This window comes from Streptomyces sp. AC558_RSS880 (assembly GCF_019049255.1).
Taxonomy (GTDB): domain Bacteria; phylum Actinomycetota; class Actinomycetes; order Streptomycetales; family Streptomycetaceae; genus Streptomyces.
In genome coordinates this window covers 176,320-195,740 of sequence record NZ_JAGMUJ010000130.1, presented here as the reverse complement: position 1 = coordinate 195,740, position 19,421 = coordinate 176,320, and the positions used below count along the sequence as shown (strand labels likewise).

Below are 19,421 nucleotides of genomic sequence, written 5' to 3'. Positions count from 1 at the left end.
CGCGATCACTTTAATAAAAGACGGCGTCAGCCGGTCGCGTTCACCGCAGCTTCCCCGGCGTCCTGGACACGGGCCCGACGGCCGGCGCCGTACCCCGGGCGCTCCCCGAGGCGCGCCGACGGCTTTTCCGCCCGGCGTGCGAGCATGGACGGATGGGCATCCACCGCAGGAACAACATCCGTGTGACCGGGCGCACCTCCGGCCGCACAGTGGTCCTGGTGCACGGGTTCGGCTGCGACCAGAACATGTGGCGGCTGGTCGAGCCCGCGCTGGCCCGGGACTTCCGGGTGGTGCTCTTCGACTACGTGGGCGCGGGCCGCTCCGACCTGTCGGCCTGGCAGGAGGAGCGCTACTCCTCCCTCGACGGTTACGCCCGTGACGTGGTGGAGGTCTGTGAGGAACTCGATCTCCGGGACGCGGTCGTGGTCGGCCACTCCGTGAGCGCGATGACCGGCGTGCTGGCCCGGGCCGCGGCCCCGGACCGGATCGGCTCCCTGGTCATGGTCTGTCCGTCGCCGTGCTACATCGACGAGGACGGCTACCGCGGCGGCTTCAGCGCGGAGGACATCGACGAGCTCCTGGAGTCCCTGGACTCCAACTATCTGGGCTGGTCGGCGGCGATGGCTCCCGTGATCATGGGCAACCCGGACCGGCCCGAGCTGGGCGAGGAGCTCACCAACAGCTTCTGCGCCACCGACCCGGACATCGCCCGGGTCTTCGCGCGCACGACGTTCCTGTCCGACAGCCGCGAGGACCTCGCGGGCGTGACCGTGCCCACGCTGATCCTGGAGTGCGCACAGGACGTCATCGCGCCTCCGGAGGTCGGCGCGTACGTCCATGCCGCGATACCCGGCAGCGAGCTGGTCACCCTGCCCGCCACCGGCCACTGCCCCCAGCTGAGCGCCCCGGAGGCCACCACCGCGGCGATCCGCGCGTTCGTGTCGGCCCTCGACCGATGAGCAGGGCGGCAGGTGGGCCGGAGGAGCCGGACACGGACGAGCCCGGCACGCGCGCGGCGTTCAGCGCGCTGCTGGAGGACTCGGCGGAGGACCTGTACGAGTCGGCGCCGTGCGGCTACCTGTCCACCCTGATGGACGGCACCATCGCCAAGATCAACGCGACCCTGCTGGGCTGGCTCGGTCTGTCCCGCGACGAGGTGGTGGGCCGGATGCGCTTCAGCGACCTGCTCACCGTCGGCGGCAAGCTCTACCACGAGACGCATTTCGCCCCCCTGCTGCGCATGCAGGGACACCTCGGCGGTGTCGCGCTGGAGATGAGGACCGCGTCCGGTTCCCGGCTGCCGGTGCTGGTCACCTCGACGGTCAGGAGCAGCGACGGCGGCGAGCCGATGCTGATCCGGACCACCGTCTTCGACGCCACGGACCGGCGCGCCTACGAGCAGGAGCTGCTGCGCGCCCGCCGCGCGGCCGACGAGGCCCGCAGGCAGGCCGAGACCGACCGCGAGGCGCTGCGTGAGGCGCTGACCGTGCTCCAGCAGAGCCTGCTGCCCGCGACCCTGCCCGACCTCCCCGGGGTGGAGACCGCCTGCCACTACCACACGGCCTCCCCGATCCAGTTGGGCGGCGACTTCTACGATCTGTTCGCGCTCGACGACGACCGCTCCGCCTTCTTCCTCGGAGATGTGTGCGGCAAGGGGCCGCAGGCCGCCGCGCTGACCTCACTGACCCGCTACACCCTGCGTGCCGCGGCGCTCCACGACGCCGACCCCGTCGCCAACCTGCGTGTCCTCAACACGGTCCTGCTGGACCGGTACACCGGCGACGATCCGCGGTACTGCACCGCCGTGGCCGGTGTGCTGGAACGTGCGGGGGACACGGTGGAGGTCCGCCTGGCCTCCGGCGGCCACCCTCCCGCGCTGGTCCTGCGCGCGGACGGCCGGGTGGAGTACCTCCCGACACGGGGCGGCATGCTCGTCGGAGCCCTGCCCGGGGCACAGTTCGTCCAGGTCCGCACCACCCTGCACCCGGGCGACACCCTGCTGATGTACACCGACGGCCTCACCGAGGCCCGTATCGGCCCCGGCCGGGAGCTGTACGGTGACGAGGCCCTGGAGTCCTTCGCCGCCGGTCTCGCCCCCTCGGGCCCCCGCCGCGTGGTCGACGCCCTGACGGACCTGCTGAAGGGCTTCGGCGAAGGGCTGGACGACGACACCGCCCTGCTCGCCATCGGCCTCCCCGCCCGCACCGACACCGAACGCGGAACCTCGCGATGACACCTTTGACGATCACCGAGTCACCCACGCCCGCCGGTCTCGCCCTCGAGGTGGCCGGTGACCTCGACCACACCAACGCGCGGCAGCTGCGCGAGGCCGCGCACGGAGCGACCCTGCCGGCCGGGCGGCTCCTGGTGGTGGACCTGGGCAAGCTGGAGTTCTGCGACTCGAGCGGCATCACCGCGTTGATCGCCGTCCACAACCACGTCCTCTCGGCCGGCGCCGAGGTCGTTCTCGTGGCCGTGCCGGCCAACCTGCGGCGCCTGCTGCGCCTGACCGGCCTCGACGAGTGGTTCGACATCCGCGACAGCGTGTAGCCCGGCGGGGAACGCCCTCCCGCGCGCCCGCGGAGGACCCGGCCGCTCATCCGAGCGCCGAGTCCCGATTGCGGTCACCGCATCCGGGGCACCCGGACCGGGCCGCATCCGCCGCCGGTGACCTCGGGGACCGCGCGGGGCGGCTCAGGACTACCGGCAAGGGGACAGCGGTGACGGTGCGTATCGGAGCAGAGGAAGAGTTCCATGTCCTGGACGTGGAGAGCGGCCGGCTCGCACCACGGGCCGACACGCTGCTCGGCAGGCTCGGCGGATCCGGGTTCAGCCGTGAACTGCAGCAGTCGGCCGTGGAGCGTAACAGCCAGGTGCATGACACCCTCGACGGTCTTCACGCGGACCTGTCCGGCGCCCGGCGCCGACTGGACGCCGCCGCGTCCTCCTGCGGCCTGGCCGTCGTGGCCGCGGGCACCGTTCCGCTGGCCCGCGTCACCTCCCGCGACGTCACCGCGGATCCCCGCTACCGGCGCATGGCCGACGACTACCGCCGGGTCGCCGACGAACAGCTCATCTGCAGCGCCCAGGTGCACGTCGACGTACCGGACCGGGACACCGCGGTACGCGCCATGTGCCTGGTGTCGCCCTGGCTGCCGCCGCTGCTGGCCCTGTCGGCCAGCTCACCGTTCTGGCTCGGCTCCGACACCGGATACGCCAGCTGGCGCACTATGGTGTGGCAGCGGTGGCCGACCGCGGGCCCCGCGGGATGCTACGAGAACGCCGCCGACTACGACGCCGCCGTGACCGAGCTGATCGGTTCGGGCGTCATCAGCGACACCGGGATGCTCTACCACGACGTACGGCCGTCGGCGCACCAGCGCACGCTGGAGCTGCGCGTCTGCGACGCCTGCCCGCGCGCCGAGACCGTGGTGCTGGTCGCCGGACTGTTCCGTGCGCTGGTGCGCGACGCCTGCGACCGCCTGGAGCGCGGGGCGGACCGCGGGTGCGACGGACACCACGAGTGGCTGCGCGCCGCCACCTGGCGTGCCGCGCGCTCGGGCCTGGAGGACCGGCTCGTCGATCCGGGGACCCGCCGCGCGACTCCGGCCCCCATGGTGCTGCGCGGGATGCTCCACCGGCTGCGCCCGGCACTGGAGGCCTCCGGTGACTTCGCCACCGTGCGCACGCTGCTCGAAGAGGCCCTCGCGACGGGCAGCGCGGCGCACCGGCTGCGGCGGGCGGCCCAGGACGAGGACCTGCTCGCCGGCATCGACACGCTGGTCGCCGAGACCCGCGGCGACCGCCTCGCGGCCGGCGCCTCCGGCCGCCGTCACCGGCGTTCGGACACCCCGCGCGGCGCCGGCCGGACCCCGGCCCGCGTCCACTCGGCGACGACACCGGGCACACCCGGCTGATCCGGACGGACCGCGGGCCCTCCGGCCACCCTCACGCGCGTCCACAACCCCCTGACCAAGGAGAGTGTCACACCGTCATGTCCAGCAGCACGCACGTCTCTTCGCCCCTGCCCCAGGACCGGTACCCGAGGGAAAGGAGGGCCCACTGATGTGCGGCCTCTGCGGGGAGATCCGGTTCGACGGCGGGCAGCCGGACATCGCGGCGCTGGAACGCACGACCGACCGGCTGGCACCGCGCGGCCCCGACGGACGCGGCCTGTGGTCCCAGGGACCCGTGGCCCTCGGACACCGCCGACTGAAGATCATCGACCTGTCGGACAGCGGCGCCCAGCCCATGGCCGACCCGCGTGCCCGTCTCGCCGGCGTCTTCAACGGCTGCGTGTACAACTACCGCGAGCTGCGGGACGAACTGCGCGCGCTCGGCCACCGCTTCTTCTCGCAGTCCGACACCGAGGTGGTGCTCAAGGCCTACCAGCAGTGGGGCACCGGCTGCGTCGAGCACTTCCACGGCATGTTCGCCTTCGTGATCGTCGAACAGGACACCGGGCGCGTCGTCCTGGCCCGCGACCGGCTGGGCGTCAAGCCGCTCTATCTGTCCGGCACGACCGAACGCCTGAGGTTCGCCTCCTCCCTGCCCGCACTGCTCGCGGCCGGCGGCGTCGACACCTCGCTGGATCCCGTCGCACTGCACCAGTACCTCAGCTGGCACGCCACCGTCCCCGCGCCCCGCACCGTCCTCAAGGGCGTACGCAAGCTGCCCCCGGCCACGGTGCGGGTCGTCGAGCCCGACGGAAGCCACCGTGATCACCGCTACTGGCAGCCCGTCCACACCCGCCGTCCCGAGTACGCCGGCCTCGGCGCCGACGACTGGACCGACGCCGTGCTCGACGCCCTGCGCACCGCCGTGCGCCGCCGCATGGTCGCCGACGTGCCGGTCGGCGTGCTGCTCTCGGGCGGCCTGGACTCCAGCCTGATCGTGGCCCTGCTGGCCGGCGAGGGCCAGGAGGACCTCGCGACCTTCAGCGTCGGCTTCGAGTCCGAGGGCGACGAGGAGGGCGACGAGTTCTCCTACTCCGACCTCGTGGCCCGGCACTTCGACACCCGCCACCACCAGCTGATGGTTCCCTCCGACCGGGTCGCCGGCGCCCTCGACGGGGCGGTCCGCGCCATGAGCGAGCCCATGATGAGCCATGACGTGGTGGCCTTCCACCTGCTGTCCGAGCAGGTGGCCAAGGAGGTCAAGGTCGTGCAGAGCGGCCAGGGCGCCGACGAGGTGTTCGCCGGTTACGACTGGTACGCGCGGATGGCGGACGTGCCGCGCCCGCGTGCCGCCGAGGCGTACATCGACACCTACTCCGACCGTTCGCACGCCGATCTCGCGGCCATGGTCCACCCCGACCTGCTGCCCGGCCACGACGTCTCCGCCGAGTTCGTCCGCGCGCACATGGCGACCGAGGGCGCCGAGACGGCGCTCGACGCCGATCTCCGCCTCGACACGCTCGTGATGATGGCCGACGACCCGGTCAAGCGGGTCGACAACATGACGATGGACTGGGGCCTGGAGGCCAGGGTGCCGTTCCTCGACCACGAACTGGTCGAACTGGCCGCCGCCTGCCCGCCCGAGCTGAAGCTCGCGGACGGCGGCAAGGGCGTCCTGAAGGCCGCCGGCCGCAGGGTCCTGCCGCGCCGGGTCGTCGACCGGCCCAAGGGCTACTTCCCCGTCCCGGCGATCAAGCACATGGCCGGGCCCGTCCTCCAGCGGGTCCGCGAGACCCTCACCGCCCCCGAGGCCAGGGCCCGCGGCGTCTTCCGCGAGGAGTACGTCGCCGAACTGCTCGCCGCACCCGACGCGCACCGCACCAGGCGAGGAGCGAACACACTGTGGCAGATCGCGCTGCTGGAGACATGGCTGCAGACGCACGGGATCCGCTGACGCCCGTGGAGACGCGCACCGACGCCACCACGCGGGCGCTTCCCGCACCCGAGCCCGCCCCGCTCGCCGACGCCGCGACGCCGTACGACGTACCACCCCCGGCCGTCCACGGCTGCTGGTACCCCTCGGTCGACCCCGGCGGCCGGTACGTCGCCTTCATCTGCGACCGGGCCGGGGTGCCGCAGCTGTGGACCGCCCCCGTGGCAGGCGAGGAGGTGCGCCGGCTCGACGCCGACCCGAATCCGGTCACGGAGGTGTCCTGGTCCCCGGACGGGCGCTGGATCGCCTACACCGTGGCGCCGGACGGCGGCGAGCTCACCAGCGTCCTGTGCGTACGCCCCGACGGCACCGGGCGGCGCCTGCTGGCCGGCGGCGAACCGGGCACCTCCGCACGCCTGGGCTGCTGGCAGCACGACGGCTCGGCGGTCGCGGTGACCGTCACCGATTCCGCCCCGCCCGGGCGGCCCTTCGCCGCGCACCCCGGGGCGGACGGCGTCTCCCGCCCCGCCCGGGCGGGCCGCGACGGCCGTGCCGTGCTGCTGGAACCCGGCGCACCACGGCCCGGACCCGCCACGGGGGCCGTCGACGGTGACCGGACGACGTCCGCCGAGGAGCCCGAACCGAGGGCCCTCTCCGCCTACCTCGTCGACCCCGAGGGCATGGCCGCACCCGTGCTGCTGGCGAGCGAACGCGGGGCGGCCAACCAGCGGGTGTGCGACCTCAGCCGGGACGGCAGGCTCGCCCTGGTGTACCGGGGCCCCCGCGGACGCCGCGAGGCCCTCGTGGTCCGCACCGGCGACCGGATGGTGACCTGCGCGCTGCCGGTCGCCGACGGCGACCCGTGGATCGGAGGCTTCTCACCGGACGCCGGCACCGTGTGGCTGCGCAGCGACGGCGACCGCGAACACGCCGCCCTCGTCGCCGCGCACCTCGATCCGCGGGGACACCTGCTCGGCACCGCGGTGGCCGCCCGGCGCCCCGACTGCGGCCTGGAGCTGCTCGCCCTGAGCCGCGACGGGCGGAGCGCGGTGCTGGCGTGGAACGTGCGCGGAGTCAGCGAACTGGAGGTGACCGAGCTGACCGCCGCCCGGTCGCCCGACTTCCCGGCCGGCGTCCCGTCGTCCCGGTCCGCCTCCGCCGGTGCCGCACGGACCGTCGGTCTGCCCCACGAGGTGGTCACGCGCATCGCGCCCACCGCCGACCCCGACGCCCCCGTCGTCGCGCTGTCCGGATCCCGGCGCCACCCCGGAGTGTGGTGGCTGCCGCACGGACTGCCCCTGCGCACCCCGTGGTCCTCGCGCGACGAGGACGCGTTCCCCGAAGGCCGCACGCCGGTGCGGCCGATGCCCATGAGCCCCGTGGCCCGCGACGGCCTCGTCCTGGGCGGCTGGTACTACCGTGCCCCGGGCCGCTCGCCCGGCGAACCGGCACCGTGCGTCCTGCACCTGCACGGCGGGCCGGAGGAACAGGAACGCCCGGTGCTCGAACCGCTCTACCTCGAACTGCTCGGCAGGGGACTGGACGTGTTCGCGCCCGACGTCCGCGGCTCCTCCGGCCACGGCCGCTCCTTCGTCGACGCGGACCTGGGCGCCGGGCGCTTCGACGCGATCAACGACGTCGCGGACTGCGCGGCGCACGTGATGGTGCGGGGCCTGGCGGACCCCCGGCGGATGGCCGTGATGGGCCGGTCGTACGGCGGCTACCTGGTGATGGCGTCCCTGGTGTGGCACCCGAACCTGTTCCGCACCGGCGTGGCGGTCTGCGGCATGTCGGACCTCACCACCTTCTTCGCCGGGACCGAACCCTGGATCGCGCAGTCCGCCGCCCACAAGTACGGACACCCGGAGCACGACCGGGAACTGCTGCGCGCGCTGTCGCCGATGAGCCGGATCGACGCCCTGCGGGTCCCGCTCCTCGCCGTGCACGGCGAGCACGACACCAACGTGCCTCCGGGGGAGTCCGAGCAGTTCGTCCGGGCCGCCAGGGAGCGCGGGCTGGAAGCGGAATGCCTCCTGCTGCGCCACGAGGGCCACGACTTCCGCCGCTCCGACAACCGCCGCCTGTTCCGCCGGACCGCCGCCGACTGGCTGGAACGGCACCTGGCGGACTGAGATGTCTGAGGCACCTGTCACACTTCAGTGGCGTGCGGGGGAGCGATGCGGGTAGTCGCGCGGTGTGATCGGTGAGTGAAGGCGGACCGGATGGAACCAGTTCCAGTCGACGAGGGGGACATGGTGCCGGGGGCACCGCGGCTGCGGGCTTCGTACGCCCTGGACGAGGACGGTACCTGGATAGCCCAGGCGCGTCATCTCGCCGCCGCGTTCCTGACCCGGGCGCGGGCCGAGGGCGGTCTGCCGGTGTCGACCCGCGCGGTGGAGATCACCCAGCTCGTGGTCAGCGAACTGGTCACCAACGCCCGCAAGTACGCTCCGGGCCCCGTCGGCCTCGACCTGCGGGTCGCCGACGACACCGTCGAGGTGATCGTCCGGGACGGCAACCCCGCGCCGCCGGTGGCCCGGGACGCGGACCCCGGCCGGGTGGGCCAGCACGGACTGGAGATCGTGATGGCCGTCGCCCAGGCCCTGCACGTACGGCAGGAGCCGGCCGGCAAGAGCATCACGGCCCGCATCTCGCTCCTCGCCTGAGCCCGCCGGGCCCCGCGGCTCACCCGCCGTCCACGGCCGGCAGCCGGCCCCGCGCGACACGCACCTCGTCGGTGGCCCTGCGGCCCTCGGTGAGCAGCCGGGCCAGGTCGGGGGAGACCGAGCAGCCTGCGCGCCTCGTCGTCGGCCGGGGCCTCCCGCTCGGTGCCGGCGCGCGCCCGGAGCACCAGGGCCGCGGTGAGGACGAGCACCACGCGCAGGGCGGACACCTGGTGGGTGACGGGACGCGCGGTCACCCCCGGGCGGAGGCGGCCCGGGAAACCGGCCGTGTCCCTTTTCCGGCACCGCCGCGCGGGCGGGCGCGGGCGCGTCGGTGCGCCGCTGCCCGGCCCGCTGTCCGGCGGTGTCGGCACGGCCGGAACAATGGGGTCGCCGGTGCGGTTCTCACTGATGAACGCCGCAGGACACGTGGGAGAAGGGCGAGACGAAGATGACGACGCACGAGGAGAGGGCGCTGCTCGCGGGCGGCTGCTTCTGGGGCATGCAGGAGCTGATCCGCACGTTCCCGGGTGTGCTGACCACTCGGGTGGGCTACAGCGGCGGTGACGTGCCGAACGCGACGTACCGCAACCACGGTACCCACGCCGAGTCGATCGAGATCACCTACGACCCCGCCGTCACCGACTACCGCACGATCCTGGAGTACTTCTTCCAGATCCACGACCCGAGCACGAAGAACCGGCAGGGCAACGACATCGGGACGAGCTACCGCTCCGCCATCTTCTACCTCGACGACGAGCAGAAGCGCGTCGCCGAGGAGACGATCGCCGATGTGAACGCCTCGGGGCTGTGGCCGGGCGCCGTGGTGACCGAGGTCGTGCCGGCCGGCCCGTTCTGGGAGGCCGAGCCGGAGCACCAGGACTACCTCCAGCGCTACCCGGACGGCTACACCTGCCACTTCCCGCGGCCCGGCTGGCGTCTGCCGAAGCGCGCGGAAGCCTGACCGGACGCCCGCCCCGGCCCGTCGCGGGCCGGGGCGGGCGTGGTCGGTCAGCCGAACTGGCCGGGCCGGTAGTCGCCGGCGGGCTGCCGGCTGATGACGTTGACGCGGTTGTAGGCGTTGATGACGGCGATCAGCGAGACCAGGGCCACGAGCTGGTCCTCGTCGTAGTGCTTGGCGGCGTTCGCCCAGGCGTCGTCGTCGACGCCGCCGGCCGCGTCGGCGATCCGGGTGCCCTGCTCCGTCAGCTCCAGGGCGGCGCGCTCCGCCTCGGTGAAGACCGTGGCCTCCCGCCAGGCGGCGACCAGGTGGAGCCGGACCGACGTCTCCCCGGCCGCGGCGGCGTCCTTGGTGTGCATGTCGGTGCAGAAGCCGCAGCCGTTGATCTGGCTGGCGCGGATCTTCACCAGCTCCTGGGTGGCGTGCGGCAGCCCGGAGTCCGCCACCGCCTTGCCCGCCGAATTGATGTGCCTCAGCACCTTGGCCGCGAGGGGGCTGGCGAAGAGGTCGAGGCGCGCTTCCATGATGATCTCCTGTTCGGTCTTCGTGGTTACGCAGCACTGACGGGCGGGCTCCGCCCTGTGTGACCGGAACGGGAATGTGACCTACGTCTCTCTGTTGGGCGGCATCGCGCAGCGTGCCGTTCTCGGGGCACCGGACGACCGATAACCTGGCCGGATGGACGGGGAGCGGAGCGTAGGTGAGTGAGCGTCGGGAACGCGACTGGACGGACATGACGCCCGGGGACTTCGACCTCGACGCTCCGCTGTGCCTCAACGTGGGAACCGGCCCCGTCGTGGTGCCGGCCGAGCCGGACGAGTACGGCACGGCGCCGCTGTTCGGGGAGGAGACCCCGGTGCGGGGCCCCGCCGCCCGCCGTGCCCCGCGCCGGACCGCCCCCGACGGGCAGGGGCAGTTGTTCTGAATCCGGCGCGGGACACCGTCACGCTCAGGGGAACTGGGTGACCTTGGACGGAATGGTGTCCGTCCCCGACGTGGGCGAGCCCGTGTCGTTGACGACGTGGCGGTACTGCCCCTTGCCGCCGAGCGAGATCACCTGCAGGTGCCGCATCCTGATGCCGGGCTTCACCGGCACCTGGAACCCGTGGTGCTGCACGATGGTGTCGTCGGACGTGTAGTTGCAGTAGCTGCCGAGTGCCCAGGCCTCGTGTTCGTCCACCGAGTCGGCGACCTTGTAGGCCGCGTATCCGACGATGCCGTCATGGGTGATGGCGGCCTCGTTCGGGGCGTCGTAGGCCTTCTCGTTCTGGAAGAAGATCGTGCGGCCGCGCTCACCGCTCCAGACCACGTCGTACTTGTTGAAGTGCTCGACGAACAGGCCCGTGGTGAGGACGTCGTCGCCGTTGACGCGCAGTCCGTAGTCGGCCCGGTTGGTCTCCCAGCCGACCCCCTCGCCGTGGTCGGCGCGCCAGATCCAGGTGTGGTCGATGAGGACGTCGTCGCTGTTGACCACGACGGAGTCGGTGGCCCGGCCCGGCCCCGCGCCGCCGATGCGGATGAACACGTCCTGCATGGTGGTCGGGTTGGCGGAGTGGTCCGCGGAGGAGCCCTCCTCGCCGATCCGCAGCAGGGTGTCCGAGTTGACCGGGCCCGCGTCGATCAGGAAGCCGGCCAGCCGGACGCCGTCGACGTCCGCCACGTGCATGGCGTCGATGCCGTTGTCCGGGATGATCGTCGCCAGACCGAGACCGAGCACGACCGTGTTGGCGCGGTCGACCTCGATGGTCTCGTCGATGTGGTAAATGCCCGGTGTGAACAGCAGGTTGAGGCCCTGGTCGAGCGCGGCGTTGATGGTCGCGGCCGTGGCGCCGGGCTTGACGACGTAGAACCGGTCGAGCGGCAGCGAGGTGCCGCCCGCGTTGGCCGGCCAGGACACACCGCGCGCGTCGGTGCGTTTGGCGGGCACGAACACCTTGTACGCGTCGCCGTCCAAGTAGAGGAACGGCTTCTCGCGGGAGATCGGGGTGGTGTCGAACGTGGTGTACGGGCCGGTCTCGAAGTTGGTCGCCGGAGCGCCCTGGACACCCGTGAACGTCATGTTCCACACGCCGTTGGTCCAGCCGCCGACGGAGCTGTCCCGCGTGTACCACTGCTGCTGGGAGTACGGCCCGACGGTGCCGTCGATCTTCGAGTCGGCGATGTAGCCGCCGGAGGCCCAGCCGTAGCCGTTCGGGGCGAGGTTGAGGCCGCCCTTGACGTGGATCCGGCGGAACGGAGCGGCCTGGGCGACCGCCCACCGGTTGGTGCCGTTGACGGGGTTGATCGCGAGGTTCTCCGCCGAACGCCAGAAGTTCTGCGTGGCGTTGCCGTTGAACCAGCCGGCGTCCACGGTGATGTCGCCGTTGATCTGCACGTCGTCGGGGTTGAGGCCGAGCCCGGAGACCGAGGTGTAGAAGCCGAGTTGGGCGTTGATGCCGTTGTACGTGCCCGGCTTCAGCAGGAACTGGTAGCGGCCGCTGCCGAACTGGCTCGTCTCCTGCTGGGCGAAGACCTGGTCGAACTTCTGCTGGAGGCCGGGTGTCGACGGGTCCACGACGATGACGTTCGGCCCCAGGTCGCCGCCGCCCTCGATCGGACCGCCGCCGTCCGACGTGGTGTGCACGGCGACCTCCCACAGGGAGTAGCCGTACCCGGTGGCGCGGGCCGTTCCGAGGACGCGCACGTACCGGCCCGAGCCGCTCACCTCGTAGGAGGACCGGCCGCCCGTGGCGCCGGTGACGGACTCGAGCGTGCTCCAGTTCTGCCCGTCGGCGGAGGCCTCGATCCGGAAGTCCTTGGCGTAGGCGGCCTCCCAGCTGAGGTCCACCTGGCACAGGTCCTGCACCGAACCCAGGTCGACCCGCACCCACTGCGGGTCCGAGGCCTGGCTCGACCAGCGGGTGCCCGCGTCCCCGTCGAAGGCGGCGGAGGCGGGGGTGCCCGCGTTCTCCGTGGAGGAGGCGGAAGCGGGCCTGCCGCGGGCGGCGTCGTCCGTGCCGCAGGAGGCGGGCGGGTTGCCGCCGGCGGTGCCGAAGACCTGGAACTCCCACAGGGAGTAGCCCCACGCGGTGGCCCGGTCCAGGCCCTGCATCCGGACGTAGCGGGCCTGCCCCGACACGTCCACGGTGTCGGTGCCGCCGTCGCTCCCGGTCACGGTCCTGGCGTCGGTCCAGCCGCCGCCGTCCTGCGAGAACTGGATCTTGTAGTCCTTGCCGTGGGCGGCCTCCCAGTTCAGGACGACACGGGTGACGGACGCCGTGGCGCCGAGGTCGACCTGCAGCCACTGGTCGTCGCTCGCGGCCGACGACCACCGGGTGCCCGTGTCGCCGTCCACGGCGCCGCTCGCGGGTGTGCTGGCGTTCTCGGTCGACGATGCGGTGGCCACCCTGCCCTGGGACAACGGGGTCTCGGCCGCGGCGGCCGGGGCCTGGGCGGCGGGCAGGGTGACGAGCGCCGCCGTGGCGACGAACGCCGCACCCAGGGCTCTGCGTCTCAGGCGGCTCAAATGCTTCGTGTGTCTCATGCGTCAGCCTTCTGCTGGTGCGATGTGGGGATGCGGGCGAGCCCGCGTGCGCGCGGGCCGGGCCGTCCGGACGGCGGGTGGTGCGGTGGCGCGGCCCTCTGCGCGTGAGGGCATGCCGGAGGACTGAACGCGGCCCCGCGACCGCTTAGTTCAGGCTTTGATTTAAGTGGTGAGACATCGCACGGGCAAGCCCCCGGGCGTGAATTGGTGAGCGAGTGCCCGTCGGTGGGACGCCGTGCCGGTCCGGATCCGCATGCCTTGACCGCAGCGCCGTGGGTACGCGGGCGGGGCGGTCGGATCCGGTGGAGGGAGCGGAGTGGGGAATGCGGGTGCGCTGGGGCACGGAGCGCGGCGGTGTTCCGGGGAGGGAATTTCACCCCATCGGCGGGTGCCCGCTGCGAGGGTGCGCCCACCGTGAGACGTTGACGGCACCCGATGCCCTTTTCCGGGCATTTCGTCCCCTCGGGTCGCCCGCAGTCGGCAACTGAACGCACGGCCACCCGTCCGTGGCCGGTCTGAAGCGGAGGAGTGTCACCCCATGAGCGAGGCCAACCCCGTCAAGCGGGCGGCGAAGAAGATCGTCGAGAAGCTGCAGGACGACGGATCGGCCCCGGCCGACGGCATTCCCGGACGGCCGGGCACCCAGCCGCCGTCCGTGGCCGAGCCGACCGAGCCCCGCGAGCCGCTGCCGCCGAAGCCGGACCAGAGCGGCCCGGCCACCGTGTCGCCCACCGGCCAGCCCACCGGCGCCGACCAGGCCAGGGTGGCGCAGTCCGGGAGCTATCTGACCAACGCGCAGGGCACCCGGCTGTACGACACCGACCACTCGCTCAAGGCGGGTCCGCGCGGCCCCGTACTGCTCCAGGACCACCACCTGCGCGAGAAGGTCATGCACTTCGACCACGAGCGCATCCCGGAGCGCGTGGTCCACGCCCGCGGCGCGGGCGCGCACGGGGTCTTCCAGAGCTACGGCACGGCGGCCTCCGTGACCAAGGCGGGGTTCCTCGCCCCGGACGTCGAGACGCCGGTGTTCGTACGGTTCTCCACCGTGGTCGGCTCGCGCGGGTCCGCCGACACCGTGCGCGACACCCGCGGTTTCGCCACGAAGTTCTACACCAGCGAGGGCGTCTTCGACCTGGTCGGCAACAACATCCCGGTCTTCTTCATCCAGGACGCCATCAAGTTCCCCGATGTCATCCACGCCGCCAAGCCGCACCCCGACAGGGAGATCCCGCAGGCGCAGAGCGCGCACGACACCTTCTGGGACTTCGTCTCCCTGCACACCGAGGCGACCCACCACACCCTCTTCTTCATGGGCGACCGCGGCATCCCGCGCTCCTTCCGCATGATGGAGGGCTTCGGCGTCCACACCTTCCGGCTGGTGAACGCCGAGGGCGCCACGACGCTGGTGAAGTTCCACTGGAAGCCGAAGCTGGGCGTGCACTCCCTGGTGTGGGACGAGGCGCAGACGATCAACGGCGTGGACCCGGACTTCCACCGCCGGGATCTCGCCGACGCCATCGAGGCGGGCGCCTACCCGCAGTGGGAGCTGGGCATCCAGACCTTCCCCGACACCCCGGAGCAGACCTTCGAGGGCATCGACCTGCTGGACGCGACGAACATCGTGCCCGAGGAGCTCGCCCCGGTGCAGCCGGTCGGGCTGATGACCCTCAACCGGAACCCGTCCAACTTCTTCGCCGAGACGGAGCAGGTCGCCTTCCACGTCGGTCACCTCGTGCCCGGCATCGACGTCACCGACGACCCGCTGCTCGCGGGACGCCTGTTCTCGTACCTGGACACGCAGATCACGCGCCTGGGCGGCCCCAACTTCCCGCAGCTGCCGATCAACCGGCCGCAGGCACCGGTCAACGACATGCTGCGCGACGGCATGCACCAGACGGCCGTGCACCGGGGCGTGGCCCCCTACCGGCCCAACTCCCTCGACGGCGGCTGCCCGTTCACCGCGGGCGCGGACATGAGCGCGTTCATCGAGGCTCCGGTGCGCGTCCCGGAGGCGTCGAAGGTGCGCGAGGCGCCGGAGTCGTTCGCGGACCACTTCAGCCAGCCCCGCCGGTTCTGGCTGAGCATGAGCCCGGTGGAGCGCGAGCACATCATCGGCGCCTACACCTTCGAGCTGGGCAAGTGCTACGAGCAGGCCATCAGGGAACGGACCCTCCAGGTCCTGGCCAACATCGACCCCGAGCTGTGCGCCGGTGTCGCCGAGGGACTCGGCCTGCCCGCGCCGGAGCCCACCGTGCCGCTCGCCGACGTCGAACCGAGCCCGGCCCTCTCGCAGATCGGGGGGACCTGGCCGGTGGACGGGCGCGTCATCGGCATCGTCGCCGGCCCGGACGGCGACCTCGACGGCGTCCACGCGGTACGCGACGCGGTGCTCGAAGCGGGCATGGTCCCGCTGGTCGTGGCACCGACCGGCGGCACGCTCGGCTCGGGCGACCCGGCCCTGACGGTCCAGCGCACCTACGTCACCGCGCGGTCCGTCGAGTTCGACGCCGTACTGCTGGCCGGGGCGCCGGCCATGGGAGGCGACCTGCCCGGTGCGCGCGACGGCAAGGGCGCGCCCTCCGCCGCGCAGCGGACGGCGACCGACCCGCGGATCGGACTGCTGCTGACCGAGGCGTTCCGGCACGGCAAGGCGATCGGCGCGTGGGCGGGCGGCGAGGCGGCCCTCGAAGCGGCCGGCGTCCCCACCGACGCCCCCGGCATCGTGGTCGGTGACTCCGGGGCCACCGTCCTCGGCCGAGTCCGCGAGCTGCTGGCCTCGCACCGCGTCTGGGAACGCTTCACGGTCCGGGCCTGACACCCCGGCCCCGACCCCGACCCCGGCGACCGGCTCGCCCCGGCCGCCGGGGGAGCGGGCGGGCGCCGGTGGGTTCCCGGCGGTCGGCGGGGTCCCGTCGCGCCGGGTGACGTGCTGCCGGCGCCCGTGCGGTGGTGCGTGGGAGCGGCTGGGCGTACGGGCGGCCCCCGACGGTCGGCTCGGCTGCGGTCGCGGTGGGAGCACGTGCCGTCCGTCGCCTGCGAGGGCGGGCGGGACAGGGCCGCGGTGTCGGTTCGGCCCGGTCGTGGTGGAGGTCTCCGCCACCGCCGTCCGCACAGGCGGGGACGACCGGGCGGCCGCCGGTGGGTCCTCGGCGGACGGTTCGGCCCGGTCGCGGCGGGGCACGTGCCGCCCACCGCCCGTACGGCCGGGCGGGGGCCGGCGGCCCGGGGTCCGGTCGGCCGCGGCGGGCCGTCCCGTCGCCGTACAGTGGGAGGACGGCCGGATCCCGACACAACCGGTCGGCGGGCACTCGTACCGCCTCCCCGCCCGAGAAGCCGGTCAGAGAACATGCGCCACCACCCTTCCCCGTCCCACGGCCCGCAGGAGCCGCTCTTCGGCCTCGGCGACCTGCCGGTGGCACCGGCGGCCGAGCCGGCGCCGTCCACCCCCGCCTTCCGGGACTCCGCGCCGGCGCGCCGGCTTCTCGCGATCCGGGAGATCCACGCGGAACCGGCCGCCGCCGCCTCGCCCCGCGGGCGGCAGATCCTCGCCCGGTTCCCCGAGGCCCGGCTGATCGAGACGGACTCCCACTGGCGTGTCCCCGAGCTGCACGGCAACGAGGGCAGTGCCGACCGCTGGATGCGGATCAAGCGCGAGACCCTCGTCCTGGGCGTGAAGAAGACGCTCACCACCCGCCCCAACGGCCGCTCCGCCGACTGGATCGCCCCCGGCCCGTCCAACGGCTGCGCCCTGTCCTGCGTGTACTGCTACGTCCCCCGCCGCAAGGGCTTCGCCAACCCGATCACCCTCTTCACCAACATCGACGGGATCATCGCCCACCTCGGCCGCCACGTCGCCGCCCAGGGGCCCAAGACGGAACCCAACCAGTGCGACCCCGAGGCGTGGGTGTACGACATCGGGGAGAACGGCGACTGCTCCGTTGACGCCCTCGTCTGCGACAACACCGCCGACCTGGTGCGCGCCTTCCGCGACTGGCCCACCGCGAAGGCGTCCTTCGCGACCAAGTTCGTCAACCCCGACCTGCTGGAGCTCGACCCGCGCGGACGCACCCGCATCCGGTTCTCGGTGATGCCGGCCGGCGACTCACGTCTGCTGGACCTGCGCACCAGTCCGGTCGACCGGCGGATCGCCGCCGCCGCGGACTTCCTCGACGCCGGGTACGAGGTGCACTTCAACCTCTCGCCCGTCGTCGTCCGCCCCGGCTGGCAGGACGCCTGGGCCGAGCTGCTGCGGCACATGGACGACGTACTGCCGCAGCGCGTGAAGCGGCAGGCCCGCGCCGAAGTCATCATGCTCACCCACAACGCGGACCTGCACGACGTCAACCTCCGCTGGCATCCGCGCGGCGAGGACGTGCTGTGGCAGCCCGCCGCGCAGGAGACCAAGCGCTCCCAGAACGGCGCCCTCAACCTCCGCTACCGCGCCGGCATCAAGCGCCGGGCCCTCGCGGATCTGCGGGAACTGGTCGCCCGCCACACACCGTGGCTGGATATCCGCTACGCCTTCTGACGGGCCGACAGGTCCCGGTCCCGCCTTCCCGCAGGTCACCCCTCGATAACGGGAATTAAGGGTAGGCTAACCTTGCCGTGTGATTCCTGCTGAAGAGGCGGCCCAGGGCCCGCGCGGCCATCAACTATCGGCCACCGACGTGACCGTGGCGTACGACGGCGCCGACGTCGTGCACGACGCGGCACTGACCCTGCGGCCCGGCGAAGTGACCGTCCTGGTGGGCCCGAACGGCAGCGGCAAGTCGACCCTGCTGCGCACCGTCGCCCGGCTGCAACAGCCCCGGCGCGCCACGCTCACGATCGACGACGGCACCGACGCGCTGGCCCTCGGCCCCCGGGAGTTCTCCCGCCGCGTCGCCCTGCTGCTCCAGGGACGCCCCACGCCCAGCGGTCTGAGCGTGCGGGACGTCGTCGAGTTCGGACGCTACCCGCACCGCGGCCGATGGGGCGGGAACGACCCCGGCGGCCGGGCCGCCGTGGACCGCGCACTCGCCCTCACCGGCGTCGCCGAACTCGCCGAGCGCGGGGCCGAACACCTCTCCGGAGGGCAGCTCCAGCGCGTGTGGCTGGCCGGCTGCCTCGCCCAGGAGACCGGCGTCCTCCTCCTCGACGAACCCACCACCTACCTCGACCTGCGCTACCAGGTCGAACTCCTCGACCTCATGCGCGACCTGGCCGACGAGCACGGCATCGCGGTCGGTGCCGTCCTGCACGACCTCGACCAGGCGGCGGCCGTCGCCGACCGGATCGTGCTCCTCGCGTCCGGACGCGTCGTCGCCGAGGGCCTGCCCGAGGACGTGCTCACCCCGGAGCGCCTGACCGAGGTCTACGGCATCCGGATCGAGGTCGACACCGACCCGCTCACCGGCCGGCTGCGCACCCGCGCCATCGGCCGTCACCACACCCGAACCGAAAGGCTCAGCACCACCTCATGAGACGCCTCCTGCTCACCGCGCCCCTGGCCACCGCCGCCGCCCTCCTGCTGGCCGCCTGCGGCACCACCGAACCCGCCGACGACGCCGACGCCAAGGAGTCCGCGCAGGCCATCACCCTCACCGACGCCACCGGCGCGAAGGTGGAACTCGACGGCCCCGCCAAGAAGGTCGTCGGCACCGAGTGGAACGTCGTCGAGCACCTGGTCTCCCTCGGCGTCGACCCGGTGGGCGTCGCCGACGTCAAGGGTTACAAGACCTGGGACACCGCCGTCCCGCTCAAGAACGAGCCCAAGGACATCGGCACCCGCGGCGAGCCCAGCATGGACACCATCGCCTCGCTCAAGCCCGACCTCATCGTCACCACCAGCGACCTGCAGCCCGACGCGGTCAAGCAGTTGCGCAAGGTCGCCCCGGTCCTGGAGGTGAAGTCCGCCGACGCCGCCGACCCGATCGGGCAGATGCTGAAGAACCTCGACCTCATAGCCGAGGCCACCGGCACCACCGAGCGCGCCGCGACCCTGAGGAAGGACTTCGAGACCAAGCTCGCCGAGGGCAGGAAGGCCCTCGCCGACGCCGGCCTGGGCGGCGCGGAGATCGCCTTCGCCGACGGCTACGTGACCTCCAACCAGGTCTCCGTCCGCCCCTACACCTCCGGTTCGCTCTTCGGAGCCGTCAACGAGCGGCTCGGGCTGAAGAACGCCTGGAAGCAGAAGGGCGACGAGGCGTACGGCCTGGCGGCCACCGACGTCGAGGGACTGACCGACCTGGGGAAGGTCCAGTTCGTCTACATCGGCAACGACCAGGACCCCAACAGCGACCCCTTCGGCAAGGAGCTCGCGGACAACTCCGTCTGGAAGTCGCTGCCGTTCGTGAAGTCCGGTGACGTCCACCGCATCGACGACGGCATCTGGATGTTCGGCGGCACCGGCTCGATGGAGGCGTACACCGACTCCGTCGTCGCGGCGCTGACGAAGTAGCAC

The 19,421-nt window shown here is 72.7% G+C and carries 15 protein-coding genes; 13 read left to right on the top strand and 2 right to left on the bottom strand.

From position 1 onward, the window contains the following. The first annotated feature begins 152 nt into the window (after nt 1-152). The 8 genes from KUM38_RS30495 to msrA all read left to right on the top strand — a co-directional run bounded on the left by KUM38_RS30495 (nt 153) and on the right by msrA (nt 9,456). The gene (locus tag KUM38_RS30495; protein WP_217134103.1) at nt 153-959 is read left to right on the top strand and encodes an alpha/beta fold hydrolase; all 807 of its coding nucleotides are present in this window, start codon (nt 153-155) and stop codon (nt 957-959) included. Beyond that, nucleotides 956-2,233 (top strand): PP2C family protein-serine/threonine phosphatase, encoded by a 1,278-nt coding sequence (locus KUM38_RS30490; RefSeq protein ID WP_217134102.1) that lies wholly within the window; start codon nt 956-958, stop codon nt 2,231-2,233. The genes KUM38_RS30495 and KUM38_RS30490 overlap by 4 nt, the downstream gene beginning before the upstream one ends. Then, on the top strand, nt 2,230-2,550 hold the full coding sequence (locus KUM38_RS30485) for an STAS domain-containing protein (RefSeq protein WP_217134100.1): 321 nt from the start codon (nt 2,230-2,232) through the stop codon (nt 2,548-2,550). Before KUM38_RS30490 ends, KUM38_RS30485 begins: the two co-directional genes overlap by 4 nt. A 170-nt stretch (nt 2,551-2,720) precedes the next feature. Continuing rightward, nucleotides 2,721-3,917: a glutamate--cysteine ligase gene (locus KUM38_RS30480; protein ID WP_217134098.1), complete on the top strand. Its 1,197-nt coding sequence runs from the start codon at nt 2,721-2,723 to the stop codon at nt 3,915-3,917. A gap of 148 nt (nt 3,918-4,065) precedes the next feature. Next, a complete protein-coding gene (locus KUM38_RS30475) occupies nt 4,066-5,850 on the top strand; it encodes an N-acetylglutaminylglutamine amidotransferase (protein ID WP_217134096.1) in 1,785 nt (594 codons plus the stop codon). Beyond that, entirely contained in the window at nt 5,823-7,961 is a 2,139-nt protein-coding gene (locus KUM38_RS30470; protein WP_217134095.1) for a prolyl oligopeptidase family serine peptidase, read from the top strand. Before KUM38_RS30475 ends, KUM38_RS30470 begins: the two co-directional genes overlap by 28 nt. A 90-nt stretch (nt 7,962-8,051) precedes the next feature. Further along, nucleotides 8,052-8,495: an ATP-binding protein gene (locus tag KUM38_RS30465; protein ID WP_217134094.1), complete on the top strand. Its 444-nt coding sequence runs from the start codon at nt 8,052-8,054 to the stop codon at nt 8,493-8,495. A gap of 448 nt (nt 8,496-8,943) precedes the next feature. Beyond that, entirely contained in the window at nt 8,944-9,456 is a 513-nt protein-coding gene (gene msrA, locus KUM38_RS30460) for a peptide-methionine (S)-S-oxide reductase MsrA (protein WP_217134093.1), read from the top strand. 47 nt (nt 9,457-9,503) lie between these two features. On the opposite strand, the gene KUM38_RS30455 is transcribed toward msrA, so the two are convergent. Then, a complete protein-coding gene (locus tag KUM38_RS30455) occupies nt 9,504-9,977 on the bottom strand; it encodes a carboxymuconolactone decarboxylase family protein (RefSeq protein ID WP_217134092.1) in 474 nt (157 codons plus the stop codon). 176 nt (nt 9,978-10,153) lie between these two features. Here KUM38_RS30455 and KUM38_RS30450 point away from each other — a divergent pair, with 176 nt between their 5' ends. Beyond that, complete coding sequence (locus KUM38_RS30450) at nt 10,154-10,378, top strand: hypothetical protein (protein WP_217134091.1); 225 nt, start codon at nt 10,154-10,156, stop codon at nt 10,376-10,378. Between the two features lie 24 nt (nt 10,379-10,402). Here the strand turns inward: KUM38_RS30450 and KUM38_RS30445 are convergent, their stop codons facing one another. Further along, complete coding sequence (locus KUM38_RS30445; RefSeq protein WP_217134467.1) at nt 10,403-12,949, bottom strand: discoidin domain-containing protein; 2,547 nt, start codon at nt 12,947-12,949, stop codon at nt 10,403-10,405. Between the two features lie 565 nt (nt 12,950-13,514). Between KUM38_RS30445 and KUM38_RS30440 the strand changes: the two genes are divergently transcribed. From KUM38_RS30440 to KUM38_RS30425, 4 genes are all read left to right on the top strand, one after another. After that, nucleotides 13,515-15,794 (top strand): catalase, encoded by a 2,280-nt coding sequence (locus tag KUM38_RS30440; RefSeq protein ID WP_217134090.1) that lies wholly within the window; start codon nt 13,515-13,517, stop codon nt 15,792-15,794. 531 nt (nt 15,795-16,325) lie between these two features. Beyond that, nucleotides 16,326-17,507 (top strand): spore photoproduct lyase family protein, encoded by a 1,182-nt coding sequence (locus tag KUM38_RS30435; RefSeq protein ID WP_217134088.1) that lies wholly within the window; start codon nt 16,326-16,328, stop codon nt 17,505-17,507. Between the two features lie 79 nt (nt 17,508-17,586). Next, nucleotides 17,587-18,441: an ABC transporter ATP-binding protein gene (locus KUM38_RS30430; RefSeq protein WP_217134087.1), complete on the top strand. Its 855-nt coding sequence runs from the start codon at nt 17,587-17,589 to the stop codon at nt 18,439-18,441. Then, a complete protein-coding gene (locus KUM38_RS30425) occupies nt 18,438-19,418 on the top strand; it encodes an iron-siderophore ABC transporter substrate-binding protein (RefSeq protein ID WP_217134086.1) in 981 nt (326 codons plus the stop codon). Before KUM38_RS30430 ends, KUM38_RS30425 begins: the two co-directional genes overlap by 4 nt. Nucleotides 19,419-19,421: the final 3 nt, after the last annotated feature.